Annotated in this window: 14 protein-coding genes; 1 reads left to right on the forward strand and 13 read right to left on the reverse strand. The window is 39.7% G+C overall.

All coding sequences use genetic code 11. The annotated features are described in order from the left end of the window. Positions 1 to 2: 2 nt before the first annotated feature. From Q0C76_RS00670 to Q0C76_RS00695, 6 genes are all read right to left on the reverse strand, one after another. Complete coding sequence (locus Q0C76_RS00670) at positions 3 to 980, reverse strand: ROK family glucokinase (protein ID WP_295728362.1); 978 nt, start codon at positions 978 to 980, stop codon at positions 3 to 5. Beyond that, positions 946 to 1197, reverse strand: coding sequence for a YqgQ family protein (locus Q0C76_RS00675; protein ID WP_295728675.1), 252 nt, complete (start codon positions 1195 to 1197; stop codon positions 946 to 948). The genes Q0C76_RS00670 and Q0C76_RS00675 overlap by 35 nt, the downstream gene beginning before the upstream one ends. Positions 1198 to 1220: 23 nt before the next feature. Then, positions 1221 to 1880 carry a rhomboid family intramembrane serine protease gene (locus tag Q0C76_RS00680; RefSeq protein WP_295728365.1) on the reverse strand — a complete coding sequence of 220 codons (660 nt, stop codon included), beginning with the start codon at positions 1878 to 1880 and terminating at the stop codon, positions 1221 to 1223. A 9-nt stretch (positions 1881 to 1889) separates the two neighbouring features. Continuing rightward, the gene (locus Q0C76_RS00685; protein ID WP_295728367.1) at positions 1890 to 2447 is read right to left on the reverse strand and encodes a 5-formyltetrahydrofolate cyclo-ligase; all 558 of its coding nucleotides are present in this window, start codon (positions 2445 to 2447) and stop codon (positions 1890 to 1892) included. 112 nt (positions 2448 to 2559) lie between these two features. Beyond that, positions 2560 to 2709, reverse strand: a complete 150-nt coding sequence (gene rpmG / locus Q0C76_RS00690) for a 50S ribosomal protein L33 (protein ID WP_006916314.1) — start codon at positions 2707 to 2709, stop codon at positions 2560 to 2562. 141 nt (positions 2710 to 2850) lie between these two features. Continuing rightward, the gene (locus Q0C76_RS00695) at positions 2851 to 4902 is read right to left on the reverse strand and encodes a penicillin-binding protein 2 (protein WP_295728372.1); all 2052 of its coding nucleotides are present in this window, start codon (positions 4900 to 4902) and stop codon (positions 2851 to 2853) included. Positions 4903 to 5139: 237 nt separating this feature from the next. Between Q0C76_RS00695 and Q0C76_RS00700 the strand changes: the two genes are divergently transcribed. Then, entirely contained in the window at positions 5140 to 7752 is a 2613-nt protein-coding gene (locus Q0C76_RS00700; protein WP_295728677.1) for a YfhO family protein, read from the forward strand. A gap of 81 nt (positions 7753 to 7833) precedes the next feature. Here Q0C76_RS00700 and Q0C76_RS00705 read toward each other — a convergent pair whose 3' ends face one another. The 7 genes from Q0C76_RS00705 to pheS form a co-directional block, all read right to left on the reverse strand. Continuing rightward, positions 7834 to 8475 carry a DUF421 domain-containing protein gene (locus Q0C76_RS00705; protein WP_295728374.1) on the reverse strand — a complete coding sequence of 214 codons (642 nt, stop codon included), beginning with the start codon at positions 8473 to 8475 and terminating at the stop codon, positions 7834 to 7836. A gap of 11 nt (positions 8476 to 8486) precedes the next feature. After that, positions 8487 to 8933 (reverse strand): DUF3290 domain-containing protein, encoded by a 447-nt coding sequence (locus Q0C76_RS00710; protein WP_295728376.1) that lies wholly within the window; start codon positions 8931 to 8933, stop codon positions 8487 to 8489. 67 nt (positions 8934 to 9000) lie between these two features. Continuing rightward, positions 9001 to 9477 (reverse strand): transcription elongation factor GreA, encoded by a 477-nt coding sequence (gene greA, locus Q0C76_RS00715; protein ID WP_295728378.1) that lies wholly within the window; start codon positions 9475 to 9477, stop codon positions 9001 to 9003. An 86-nt stretch (positions 9478 to 9563) separates the two neighbouring features. After that, a complete protein-coding gene (gene udk, locus Q0C76_RS00720; protein ID WP_295728380.1) occupies positions 9564 to 10205 on the reverse strand; it encodes a uridine kinase in 642 nt (213 codons plus the stop codon). An 18-nt stretch (positions 10206 to 10223) separates the two neighbouring features. Next, complete coding sequence (locus Q0C76_RS00725; protein ID WP_295728383.1) at positions 10224 to 10583, reverse strand: endolytic transglycosylase MltG; 360 nt, start codon at positions 10581 to 10583, stop codon at positions 10224 to 10226. 91 nt (positions 10584 to 10674) lie between these two features. Next, on the reverse strand, positions 10675 to 13104 hold the full coding sequence (gene pheT, locus Q0C76_RS00730) for a phenylalanine--tRNA ligase subunit beta (protein WP_295728385.1): 2430 nt from the start codon (positions 13102 to 13104) through the stop codon (positions 10675 to 10677). Positions 13105 to 13110: 6 nt separating this feature from the next. Further along, positions 13111 to 14157 carry a phenylalanine--tRNA ligase subunit alpha gene (gene pheS, locus Q0C76_RS00735; RefSeq protein ID WP_295728387.1) on the reverse strand — a complete coding sequence of 349 codons (1047 nt, stop codon included), beginning with the start codon at positions 14155 to 14157 and terminating at the stop codon, positions 13111 to 13113. Positions 14158 to 14248 lie beyond the last annotated feature (91 nt).

Genomic DNA, 14248 nt, shown 5'->3' on the forward strand with positions numbered 1-14248 from the left:
GCTTATGCCTTTTCAAACTGAGCTGCTAATGATGCTGCACCAATCACGCCGGCATCATTTCCTAATTCAGCTAACTTCAGTTTAGTCGATGTCCGGACAGTTGGAAAGGCAAATTTTTCAAAATTCTTTTGTACTCGGCTTAATAAAAAGTCGCCGGCTGCAGAAACACCACCACCAATTACCAGGTATTCTGGATTGAGTGTATTACTGATATTGGCCGCTGCTAATCCTAAATAATAAGTTACTCGCTCAACAACCCGATTAGCAAGATAATCATGTTCCTTTGCTAAATCAAACACAATCTTAGAAGTAATTTCATCACCATTATCAATCATTGCCTTTAACTTAGAATCACCTTCATATTCTTCGGCGATATCCTGGGCTAAATGCACCACTCCAGTTGCTGAAGCGTATTGTTCTAAACAGCCACGATTTCCACAAGTACACTGATAACCATCTGGTTCAACAATGATGTGGCCAACTTCACCACCGGCACCATTGACACCGTGGATTAATTTCCGGTTAGCAATCAGTCCACCACCAACACCGGTCCCTAAAGTAATAAAAGCAACATCATCACCATCATTACCTGCACCCTTCCAGCGTTCACCAAGGCCAGCACAGTTAGCATCATTATCAAGAGCAAACTTTAGTCCGGTTCCTTCTTCGATTTGGTCCTTAACCGGTTGTAAAGTTTTCCAATTTAAGTTATATGCACCAATGACCGTCCCCTTTTCACGGTTAACGGTTCCTGGTGTCCCCATTCCAATCCCAATAAATTGTTCACGACTCATCTTGTAAAGATCAATATGATGGTTAATTGAATCCACAATATCTGGAACAATATGGGAACCTTCATCTAAAATGTTAGTCCGAATCGACCACTTTTGTTGAATTTCTCCTTTATCAGTTAAAATTGCAAATTTAATGGTAGTGCCTCCGAGGTCAACTCCGATTAACTTTTTGTTCTTTGTTTCCATTCTTGTTCTTCCTTTCCTTTGCCATTTTAAGTTCATACTGGTGTTCACGATTAAGAACCAACTTTGCCTGCAAAAAGATTGCCTTATCAATCACCCTGACTCGATAAAGATTATCAATTTCAAGCGCCATTAGCTCAATATCCCATAATCGCTTTCCAACATAAACGAAAACGTCAAAACGTTTTAGAAGTTGTTGAACATCATACAAAGTTCGCAGGTGTACAATCGGTTTCATTCCTGCTACACCGCCTTCCAAAACATTAAGATAATAAATACAATTAATATAGTGCCACTAAGAAAACGCTTTATCAAGTCTATTTTGCCAATTTTTGTTGAACCTATCATCCCGGCACTCAAGAATCCACCAAATAAACCGCCAAGATGACCTGCAATATCAATTCCTGGCATCATTAAGTCAGCTACTAAATTAAAAACTACTAAAATTAAAAATTGACGAGCTAATTGACGGATCACCAGATTTTCTCGAAAAACAATTCCTAACAAAATAAAAGCACCAAACAAACCAAATAAACCGGTACTAGCACCCGCACTAATTCCTTGAACCGGCTGGAAAAGCATACTCGTTAAATTACCAGCAATAATGCTCATTAAGTAAATTATCAGCATTTTGACATGACCAAAAAGAGTTTCAATATACATTCCTAGAAAGTAGAGGGTAATCATGTTAATCACTAAATGCTGGATACCAATATGAACAAAGCCCGCTGTGATTAGACGCCACCATTGGCCTTGTAAAATCAACGGTGTATATTTAGCACCAGAGTGAATTAAGACAGCCGTATTAGTTGACCCACCCTGTATAACCATCCACAAATAAACAATGACGCAAATCGCAATCATTGACAGCGTCACTGGAATTCGGCGAAATGAATCCTTCATACGATCCTCCTATTGTGCATCGCTGACTAAATTAATAACTTTATCCATTGAAATATCAAACTCATCATCTGACCATTCATCATCAGCTGCCAATTGGGTATTTAGCGCTAGAGAAAATTTTGGCCCTTGGTAATTAGCTAAATAACGATCGTAATAACCGCCACCAAAGCCTAACCGTTTTCCTGCCAAAGTAAAAGCCACTCCGGGTACAATCATCAAGTCAATTTCGTTAGGGTGAACCACTTGACCATTCACCGGTTCTAAAACACCAAAATAGCTTTCATTAAATTCCGTTTCTTCTGTTAGCGTTACAAATTCCATCTGCCGATGCGGGAGTGTTCGAGGAACCACTACCCGTTGTCCTTTATGACGAGCATGAAGAATAATTGGCGCGGTATTGATTTCAAAGGACTGGCTTAATGTAATAGCAATTGTATTCGCCTTAAACCATTCTAGTTGGTCATATAATTTAGCAGTTAGTCGTCCTTCTTCTTCCAGTCGTGTATTAAGATCTAACTGTTGCAATCGCGCAATGTATGCTTGCCGCATTTCCTTTTTGCTATACATAGTAATCCTCCTTAAGTAATTAACGGCCAATATTATACCGATGATTGGCAGCATTGAAAAGGAATGTTAAAAAAACGCCATGGAAAAATTCCATGACGCTTAATCAACAACCTTACTTAGTTTCGCGATGTAAGGTAACTTTACGTTCCCGTGGGCAGTACTTCTTTAATTCAAGCCGATCGGGATTGTTACGACGGTTCTTACTAGTTAAGTAAGTCCGTTCGTGGCATTCAGTGCATTCAAGTGTGATGTTTACACGCATTGTCTTTGCCTCCAAACTTAATTTTATTTTTAACGAGAATACGTTATCTAATACGTAACCCTAACTCGTACAACTATATCATTAATTCATAAGTTTGACCAGGTTTTTGCCAAAGTTTGTTAAGGTTTTTTCCTTGACACTTTATTGGGCCGACTTATCACTTTGAACCGTTTTCCAATATGCTTGAAAAATCTGCTTAGCCATCGTGAGGTTATTTTCACCGCCAGAAGCATTCGCAATGGCAAGCGCCACAACTACTTGTGGCTTATCAGATGGTGCATAACCGGCAAAACTCAGAGTTTCAGTACTCTGTTTCTTATAGAACGTTTCAGCCGTCCCTGTCTTAGCTGAAATTGATGGCTTAACACTACTTAGCGACTTAGCCGTCGTGTAGGAGTTAGTCCCATGAGTAACTAAATACAAGCCTCGCCGTACTAAATCAAAGTATGACTTTGGTGCTGGAATCACCTGTTGAACTTGCGGTTGTGCTGTATAGGTAATATTACCTAATTGCCCATTCGCTTTCGTACCGCGAATCTCCTTCACAATGTAAGGCTTCATCCGGTAACCACCATTGGCAATTGTTGACATGTACTGAGCTAATTGAATGGTTGTGTAACCATCATAGTTTCCATATGATAAGTCAAGAGCAGAACCGATGTTTTTCTTTTTAGATGGTCCTTGATATCCAGAAACTTCTCCCGGAAGGTCAATTCCCGTCTTTTGACCTAGACCGAACATATTGTAATAATACCGCATTTTTTGGAAAATACTTGGCTTAAGCGTTAATTGTGTACCGCTATGGTAATTCATGCCGCCTTCCTTCATTGCAATCTGCATCATATATGAATTGGATGACACTTCAAGTGCTTCCGGAGCCGTTAGCGACATACTAGCTGAACCTGACTTATTAAACCATGAACTCTTAACTGAGGTCCCAGCCACCTTGATTGGCGTATCGGTGAATGTATTGTTTTCTGGCGTAATCACTTTTTCCATTAAACCACCCATAATGGTAGCTGGCTTAACCACTGACCCCATTGTAATCGGATGGTTAATTGCCCCAATTTGATCATCAGTCATCTTACCAGTTGATGGATCACGGTCGATTCCGCCCATTGCATAAATCGCACCAGTGTATGGATTCATAACTACCGCGTAAACACCGGTGGAATTACCACCAGCCGGAAAACTACTCTTCAGAATTTTTTGAACTTCATTTTGAAACTTCGCATTAACTGTTAGAACTAGGTTGTCACCTTTTTTTCCTGGATAGGTAACTTTGGTTTTGGTGACGTTATGTCCACTAGTCGTCACTTGCGTTTGTGATTTTGAACCAGCAAGGGTTGCTTGATACTGCTTTTCGAGGTAGCTTTGACCAACGTTATCATTACGCGAATAGCCTTGTGAAAGCAAGCTATTAACCTCATCACTTGGTAACCCAGTTGTGGAAACTGTCCCGGCAAGGCTCTTAACGTCTTTTCCAGACGGGTAATTTCGTGACCACGCGGTTCCGACCTTCACCCCTGGCATTTCACTCAAATGCTCACTCACCTCGGCTAATTCTTTTGGTGAAACATTTTTGGACTTGATATAAGTAGTGGACAGTGAATACGCCCCACTCATAGTTCCATAAATCATCGCCTTATTTTTCTGCTCTTTTGTCAGTTTGAAATAGTGGGGGTGATTATTTAAATATTCAATTGCATCATCATATTGGTTAGAACTATCGCTACTTTTTGCTAACTTTAAAACTGTCTTCAGATGATGATTATCTGCCAAATAATAATCTTGCTGATTACGCGTCGTTAATCGCTTCGTTGGCACCGATAGATAATTACCAAGCCGATTAGCAATCTTATAAAGATCATCACTGCTAACGTTTTGCCCTTTAGTATATGTAATCGCCTGCGTCGCTTGGTTTCCGACCATCACTTTCCCAGTAGCGTCATAAATCATTCCACGTTGTACATTATTGGTTTGTGTAGTAGTATCCGAGCGCTTAACTTCTGCTTTGTAAGAAGCACCATTTAATACCTGTAAATAAAAAAGACGTACGGCAAGGGCGAGTAATAGCACCCCGACAATCCATAATAAAAAAGTTAGTCGAAATGGAATTGCTGATTGGGCCGTTTTATTTCGTGATCGCGAACGAAATTTAAAAAGTCCTTTAAAGCGATTCAAAAAATTCACTTGACATTCTCCTTAATCATTAGAAAACTCTTAATATTACTTATTTTAAAGGTTATCTCTTGTCATTCAAGTTCATAACCAGAATTATTCTTTATTAAAGCAACGGTGTTAATGATACTCCCTTTTTAAAGAAAAGTGATCACTTTATGAGTGATTTAATTAAATTTAAAACCTTGAGGTTCAGCACTGCTTGAAATTATTGACTGTTATATAATACAAGCTAGTTTATTTGAGGTGATTAACTTGTTTAAAAAACATTGGCGAATTAACTTAACATACCTAACGGCATTCTTCCTGCCAATCATCATTATGGGAAGCTACTTTGCATATCGGCAGATGGCCCCATTTGGCCAAAGTTCCATCTTAACTGTTGATCTTGGTCAGCAATATGTGGACTTTTTTGCTTTTTTCCGCAACATTATTCTTCACCATCCATTCAGCTTATTCTACTCCTTTTCAAAAGGCCTGGGTGGCGAAATGTTTGGTACCAGTGCTTACTACCTCTTTAGCCCACTCAATTTTCTAATACTATTTTTCCCAGGAAAGTGGCTCTCGTCGGGGATTCTATTCTTGGTATTGATTAAATATGGTCTCGCAGGTCTTAGTTTTTGTTGGTTGCTTCAACGTCATCATTTACAGTGTGCACCCAGAAGTTGGGCATTTTCCACTGCTTATGCTCTGATGGGGTGGATGATTGCAAATCAACTAAACATCCTGTGGTTAGATGTACTATTTTTATTGCCACTCGTTATTGATGGACTCCTGCGCCTCATCAACGGGCAAAGTCCCTGGCAATTTGTCTGTTGGTTAACCGTTACGATTATTGATAATTATTACATGGCGTGGATGGTCGCCATCTTCACCCTTTTATTTTTTATTTGGCAAATTACTCGTCAATTCAATAATTGGGCCACTCTCGGTCGAACCATTCTTCGCTTCATTAAGTTCTCCTTAATTAGCGGGTTACTTAGCTGCTTTGTTCTTCTCCCCACAATTTATGCTCTCACCCAAAGCAAAGGAACCTATACAGAGCAAAAAATTAAGTGGACTTTTGAATACCAACCACTTAAAATTCTTGCTAAATTGGTACCTGGTTCCTTTAATTTTAGCCAGATGCCATCTGGTCAACCAAACATTTACGTTGGTATGTTATTAACAATTGGGGCCCTTTTATATTTTATTTATGGTCGTGACCATTGGCCAGCGAAAGTTACGGCATTGGTCATCACAAGTTTCTTAGTACTTTCCTTCTGCTTTCAGCCATTGGATCTGCTATGGCACCTCGGCCAATTTCCAGTTTGGTATCCATCACGATTCTCATTTGTTTTTAGTTTTTGGCTTCTTTACTTGGCAGCAGCGACCTTAAAACCAGACTTAAAAATTCACTGGTTAGTAGCCAGTGGACTTGCACTGCTAGTTATCAGCATTGCGTCCTACTTATGGTTCAACCAGTCTCGCTTTTCATACATTAGTTCAATGCAGATTGCTATCGGTTTGTGCTTTGCACTCATTAGTATCTGCTTACTGATGATTGACCGTCAGCAGTCAGCCCCGATGGTTGACTTGCTATTTATTATGTTAATTCTTATCGATGTGACAACCAATGTTGCCGTGTCGCTGAACCATCTTTCATACGTTTCACAACCAGAATTTGGTAATTACACGGTTGCTATGAATCAATCCATTCAACAGACTAAAACACATGATCATTCATTTTATCGGATTGCTAAAAATTTTATGCGAACCAAGGATGATCCATTTCAAAGTGATTACTATGGCGGAGAACATTTTAGTTCAACTTTAGAGCCGTCAATCGCAACATTTATGGGAGCCATTGGTCAACCAGCTGGTGATGGTTTTATAACTTACTCGAATGGTACCCAAGTTACCGATTCATTATTAGGATTTAAATACCTCCTCGCTGCTCGCAATCATGGTCAGCAAGATGGCCAACAAGTGTTACCAATTACTAGCACCCGGATGGACTGGAACCGTCTAGTTAACCGACATCAAACAACTTTAGTAAACATTAAGCAAAACAAAAATACGTTACCAATTGCGTTTGCAGCTAGCAATCAGGTCCTTAAATTTCATGACGGATCATTAGATCCTTTGAATTACCAATCACAAATTTATCAATTATTAGCGGGTCAAACAGTTTCCAAACAGCTCTTTAACGTTCAAAACTTCGATAATGTGACGTTCCAAAATGTGCAGACTGCCAAACAAATTACTGGTACAACCTTCACCCGTGGCAACGAGCTTCAAAAAGCTAGTGTGACCCTTCACTTCATACCACAAACCAATAGTTCTTATTACCTGACTTTAGGACCAAGTGTAAAAAATGCTGCAACAATTAAACTCAATGGTCGATCATTAGACCAATATCCAACCTACCATAACACAATTGTGATCAATGTTGCTCACCATCAGAAAGGCAAGCCAGTTAGCATTCAATTTATCCTTAAAAAGCAGGCTTTATGGATGCAAAATGTCAGTCTTTACCAATTAAATGACCATTTATTTAAACAATCTTCCAAAATCCTCCAGAGTTCCGGACTCCATGTGACAAGTTCTCGAGCTAATCAAATTAAAGGAACCGTGACCGTCCGGCGCCACCATCAGTTTTTAATGACCACCATTCCTTATGCTAATGGATGGCATATAAAGGTTGATCATCACTCTGTCACTCCACTGAAAGTCATCGGTACCTTTATGGGAATCCCAATAACTAAGGGAACCCATCAGATTACAATGACATACATTCCCCCATTCCTCATTTGCGGCGCAATTATCAGTAGTATCACTTTGCTCATCTGTTGCGGATGGGAATGGTACCGCAGAAAATAGCATCATGTAGTACAAGCGGGTCCTCAAAATCCGGAAAAACCGGATGATGAGGGCCCGCTTAAATTTACACATCTTTTTTGGTTAGCGCTGCGGATAACCAACTAAGCGTAACTCACCATGAAGATACTCGCCAAGATAAATATCATTCAATCCTGGATAACCGGCAGCAGAAATTTTTTGCTGAACCCAGCTTTCATCATGATGGATTAGTTCAAGAATATCGGTATTTAATTGTCCATCACTAATTAACGGGAATTTGACATCATGATCATTATTTTCGATAACTACCAATTGGCCATTTTGCTCTAAAATACCACTTTTAACTTTCGCAACTTCATAAATTCCCTGACTTCGCAAGCGAAACATTAGATCATTCGCACTCATTCCTGAGCGAATACAATTATCAACTAATACCTGACCGTTTTTAATTAATAACTGTGGCTGACCGTCAATTGCAATTCTGACCCACCGATTATGTTCCTTCACATAACGTAGAATTAGCACAATCACTGTCCAAATTAAAAGCACCAAAATAAATTCAATAATACTAATGTCATTATTGTAAATGATTCCACCAATAATTGCCCCAAGAATATAATTTTGAACTTGATCTAACGCTGAGGTAGGGGCAAGATTGCCCTTTCCTAAAAGGTTGATTTGTAAAATTAAGCAAAGCATCCCTAAAGCGAATTTCAAGGTAATTAATAAATATGTATTATCCATTTAAATCCTCCTTAGTGATTTTTAATCATAACCCGGTGATCAATGACATGGGCACGCGTCAAAGTATAATTGTTACCATCTGAACTTAAGTTGACACGGTAGTCATCATCTTTAATTCGAACAATAATCCCGTCCGTTAAAGTCGTTGAATTAACCACGACGTCTTTTGTTTGCACATGATGATCCTTTGCAACCGCCTTCACGAAAGGAATCATTAATGAAGACTGCGATTTTTCTGTGTTGAGTGATTCTAATTTGGTATATTGAAGACCAATAATAATCAACAATATCAATGAGAAAATAATCCCTAAATCTCGATATTTAGTTTCTAAACGGTGACGAACATATTGAACTAGCATTACCAATATCAATCCAGCAAATATAATCATCAGACTATAACTAAAAATGGTGTTTGCCTGCTGGTGGGTTTCTAAATATGTCAAATTATAAAAAGTCATTTTTAATCTGTCCTATACAAAAATAGTGAGCGATAACACTACTGTTACCCTCACTTACACCCTTCAATTATTTAACATCTAAAATTTCAACGTGCATTACACCACTTGGAATTTCAATATCAACTTTTTCGCCAACTTTATGGCCTAACAATCCTTTTGCCATTGGTGACTCATTAGAGATCTTACCAGAGAGTGGGTCAGATTCAGATTCACCAACAATTGTGTAGGTTTCAGGCTCTTCATCTGGCAATTCCTTGAATGTAACACTCCGCCCCATCGAAACTTCGTCAGCTGCAACATCATCATTATCAATGATAACAGCATATTGTAGCATGTTTTCAATCTGACTAATTCGTCCTTCAACAAATGCTTGTTCATCCTTTGCTGATTCATACTCGGAATTTTCAGAAAGGTCACCATAGCTACGCGCAATTTTAATTCGTTTGATAACTTCCGGTCGGCGCTTGAGGCGCAAATCTTCAAGTTCTTTTTCAAGCTTTTCTTTACCTTCCGCAGTCATCGGAAATGTTTTTTCATCCGCCATAAATTTAAGATTCCCCTTTATTTAAAAATACCAATTGCAACATTACCATTTCATCATCATTTTTTCAACTGCTGAGTTTAAATTGATTAAACTTGGTGACCACGTTTAACTAAAACGTCGCGGACTTTGGTCGCCAATAAGTCAATGGCAACCTGATTTTGTCCACCTTCAGGAACAATGATATCAGCATACCGTTTCGTAGGTTCAATAAATTGATGATACATCGGTTTAACCGTTTTTAAGTACTGAGTAATTACCGAATCTAATGAACGTCCGCGTTCTTGCATATCCCGCTTAATCCGTCGAATAATTCGTAAATCACTATCGGTATCGACAAAGACCTTAATGTCCATTAAATTCCGTAACCGTTCATCATCCAAAATTAGAATCCCTTCTAAGATAATGACATCTTGCGGTTCAACATGGATAGTCCTATTGGTCCGGGTATATTGCTCATAATCGTAAACCGGCATTTCAACTGCTTGATTATGGCGCAGTTGGTCTAATTGACGAACTAGTAAATCGGTATCAAAGGCTAATGGATGATCATAGTTAACCGCTTTTCGTTCCGCCATCGTCATATCACTTTGATCATTGTAATAGGTATCTTGAGTAATAATTTGAATTGACTTACCGTGTAACTGATCAAAAATCGCGTGCGCAACGGTGGTCTTACCACTTCCGGAACCACCCGTTACTCCAATGATAATTGGTCTTTTTTCTGTCATCGTTGTTCCTCCATCCCATTAATATTTTTTTGCATGTCGATTTTCTTGTAATTGAGTCGTAATTTCAGGAACCGATTGGGATTTCTTTAATTCAAAAGTGCCCGCTTTAACCCCATTAGTTTTGTGAGTTTGCAAATAATAATAAAAAACGTACTGACTTCGGACTAAATCTTGTTGTTTTAAAATCTTACTTACTTGTTGATCGGTACTATTACGTGGAATTATGATTCGTACTGAACGTTGAGGATCCTTGTCAACAGGCGTCAGTGAATAATTAAAATAACTGTGAATACAAAGACCGATGGCGCAAAAAACGCCGAGAATGACTAATGCAAGATAGTTTTGCTTACGGATTTGCTTGCTAGAAAATTGATGCATTCCACTGGCCCTTCCTTTCACTTTTAACACTAAAAGCAAGAGACTGAAAAGATACTTTTTCAGTCTCTTGCTATTGATAAAGATCAACTAACTAACGAATTTCTGCACCTAATTCTTCAGTCAAATGCTTTTCAATCTTATTAAACGCTTCGTTAACTGTTTCTTCCTTAAGTGTCCCATTATCATCTTGATAAGTCAACGTATAAGCCAGCGACTTCTTACCATTTGGTAAGTGCACACCAGTATAAACATCAAACAGATGAACATGCTTCAAGAAAGCCCCGCCACGTCGATTAATGATTGCTAAAACATCGTCATTTGTAATGTTATCATCTACCAATAATGCAATATCACGGGTGATTTCCGGATATTTACTAATGTGTTGATAGTGTTTGTCCAGAACATCAGCTGCTAAAACATCTTCCAAGTTAATTTCAAAGACGTAGGTCGACGCAATTTTATATTCCTTTGTTACATTCGGGTGAACCTGCCCAATAAATCCAATCACGTGGTCATCCAGTAAAATATTAGCAGTCCGTCCCGGATGCATCTCTGGCCGACTATGATCCGCCACAAAAGTAATTGTGCCCGCTACTGCTAAGTTCTTAAGATATTGTTCAACAATTCCCTTTAGCTGATAGAAATCGACTGGTTGCGCCTTAACGTGCCAACCATCGGCAATCAAGCTACCAGTAACCGCTCCAGCAACGTGTTCTTGTTCCTCTGGTCGTTCACCGCCCTTCGGAATAAAGACCCGGCCTTGTTCATACAATGCGACGTTAGTTACCTTCCGAGCTGCATTGTATGCCAAATCATTAAGCAACCCAGAAATAATATTCATCCGCGTTGCCACGTGATCAGAACTCATTGGATAATCGAGTTTCATTGGATCAGTCTCACTTGGCTCGATTTCAAATTGCTTAGCTTTTTCAACAGTTGTTAACGAATAACTAATGGCTTGATTCAAGCCCATTCCTTCTAAGACGTGTCGACTAGCACGTAACTTTCTCTGCCGTTCAGTCAAGCCACCCAAGTTTCTAGTCATGACTGGTAACGTTGATGGAATATTATCATACCCATATAGACGAGCAATTTCCTCGTAGAGGTCTGCTGGTAAACTGATATCCCACCGCCGGGCTGGCACCGTCACAATGATGGCATCTTCACTCTTTTGAACAGTCTTAAACGCCAACCGCGTAAAAATTGCAGCAACTTCGTCCATATCAATGTTGATACCAAGGACTTGGTTAATCTTGTGTAATGATAGTTCAATCTCTTGAACTGGGTACTCATGCTCATGACCAACAACGATGCCCTGCGTCACTTGACCACTAGCCAACTTTTGTAACCAATATGCCGCTTCATCCAAAGCTTGTTCAACGGTTTCTGGATTAATACCTCGTTCAAACCGCATTGAAGATTCACTATGGAGATCCAAACGACGTGCTTGTTTGCGAACCATTACTGGGTTAAAAATTGCTGATTCTAAAACCACATTTTGGGTCTGAGCATCAACCTTGGTACTCTCACCGCCCATAGTACCGGCCAAAGCAACTGGTTGATCATCAGCTGTCACTACTATATCTTGCGCTTGAAGTACTTGTTCTTCGCCATCTAATGTTGTTATTTTTTCACCATCATGAGCATGACGAACCATAATCTCATGACTCGGTAACTTATCATAATCAAAACTATGTAACGGCTGCCCATACTTTAATAGAATATAATTAGTAACATCAACAACATTATTAATTGGTCGAATTCCAGAATTCCATAAGCGAATTTGAAGCCAGAGCGGACTTTCAGTAACTTTAACGTTCTTAATTACCCGAAGTTTGTAAACTGGTGCCAACTGATCATCAGCCACCTTAGCAGAAACTAGCTCCGCCGTCCGCTCGTTACTGTTTTCGGTGACGGGATGACACTGAAAACCATTTGGCAAATCATAAATGGCCGCTAAATCATTGACATTCCCATAAATACTAAGCATATCGCCACGGTTAGGCGTTACATCGGTATCGACAATTGTATCGTCCATCCCCAAATATGGAAAAACGGAATCACCAACTTTAGCGTCATCCGGTAAGAACCAAATGCCCGCTTCATAGTCTTTTGGCGCAACTTTTTCACTAAAGCCAATTTCTTGCAAAGCGCAAAGCATCCCATCGGATTCTTGGCCACGAATTTTTCCACGTTTAATTTTAACGTTATCAGCAATTCGCGCTCCATGCAGTGCCACAATTACCTTCTTACCTGCTTGAACATTGGGTGCCCCACAAACAATCTGAATTGTCTCATCATCGCTAATCTTAACTTGGCAGACGGACATGTGGTCTGAATCAGGATGAGGAACACATTCTTCAACATAACCAACAATGATTTTCTTTAAACCATCACTTGGAGAACTTACCGAATTAATGTCTACTGAGGTCCGAGCCAGTTTTTCAGCTAATGCTGCCGGCTTAATTTTGTTTTGCTCAAGTGGTAAGTATTTATTTAACCATTGGTATGATACTTTCATAATCCACTATCCTTTCTGATCAAATTGGGTCAAGAATCGCACATCATTTTGGTAGAAATCACGAATGTCTTCTACACCGTACTTCAACATTGCAAACCGATCAGGTCCTAACCCAAAGGCAAAGCCACCGTACTCTTCTGGATCAACTCCGGACATTTTTAAAACATTCGGGTGAACCATTCCGGCTCCTAGTACTTCAATCCAACCCGTATTCTTGCAAATTGCACAACCTTTGCCGAGACAGTTAAAACAAGTGATGTCCGCTTCGACTGACGGTTCGGTAAATGGGAAGTAGCTTGGTCGTAACCGTACTTTCAGTTGATCACCAAAGAGGTGCTGGGCTACGACTTCCAGTGTTCCTTTTAAATCGGCCATTGTTACATGCTTACCAACAACCATGCCTTCAACCTGGTGGAACTGATGACTGTGCGTTGCGTCATCAGTATCTCGCCGGTAAACCTTACCTGGTGAGATCATCTTTAAGGGTCCCTTGCTAAAGTCATGTTTTTCAAGCATCCGTGCTTGCATTGGTGATGTCTGTGTCCGCATCAAAACAGACGGGGTGACATAGAAAGTATCTTGCATATCCCGTGCGGGGTGATCCTTCGGCAAGTTTAATTTTTCAAAGTTATAAACCTCTTGTTCAACCTCATCACCGACAGCAACTTCATACCCCATATCAGTAAACAGGTCTACTAACTGATCAATTACCTGCTGAATGACATGTGGTTGTCCTTGTGCAACCGGAGTTCCTGGTAACGTCACATCTAGACTTTCCTTAGCAAGTCGCGCGTTCATCAATTGCTCTTCTAGTACTGTTCGTCGTTCTTCGAGCAATTTTTGTAAGTCATCACGTACTTGATTAGCATATTTACCAACTTTTGGCCGCTCCTCAGCACTTAAGTCTTTCATGCCCCGCAAAACATTTGTAATCGGGCCTTTCTTTCCTAAAAATTTTACTCGAATTTGATTAATTGCATCTAAATTCGAACTATTTTGAATTGCATCAGCACCTTGCTGACGTAATTCTTCAAGCTTCTCTTTTAATCCCATATGATCCTCCTTAAAAATTAAAAAGCCTCGTCCCAACAAGGGACGAGGCTATCGCGGTACCACCCTAGTTTACGGTTATTGTAACCATACA

This window comes from uncultured Limosilactobacillus sp. (assembly GCF_934202705.1).
Classification (GTDB): Bacteria; Bacillota; Bacilli; order Lactobacillales; family Lactobacillaceae; genus Limosilactobacillus.